Source organism: Clostridioides sp. ZZV14-6154, assembly GCF_020657785.1.
Classification (GTDB): Bacteria; Bacillota; Clostridia; order Peptostreptococcales; family Peptostreptococcaceae; genus Clostridioides.
This window is the reverse complement of record NZ_JAGWCY010000082.1, coordinates 1-255: the sequence shown is the minus strand read 5'-3', so window position 1 is coordinate 255 and position 255 is coordinate 1. Positions and strand designations below refer to the sequence as shown.

General features: G+C 34.5%; 1 pseudogene. It reads left to right on the top strand.

Annotated elements, in window-relative coordinates:
* Positions 1-255, top strand: a pseudogene (locus tag KGF45_RS19835) (cell wall-binding repeat-containing protein); the annotation flags it as partial.

Sequence of the window (255 nt, the reverse complement as noted above, 5' to 3'; positions counted from 1 at the left end):
ATACATCAAGTGGAAAAACAGCAGATACAAAATCAATAGAGGTAACAGTACCTGCTAAGACAGCTGTAGATACAGACCAAGAAGCAGTAGATAATGAGGCATCAAAAATAACAAGTGTAACTGAACCGACAAAAGATGCAACAACACTAACTATGCCAACAGTATCAAGTGGATATACTATATCAATAAAATCATCAACTAATGAAAATGTTATAAAGAAAGATGGTACAATAGTGCCACCAGATGCAGAAACAA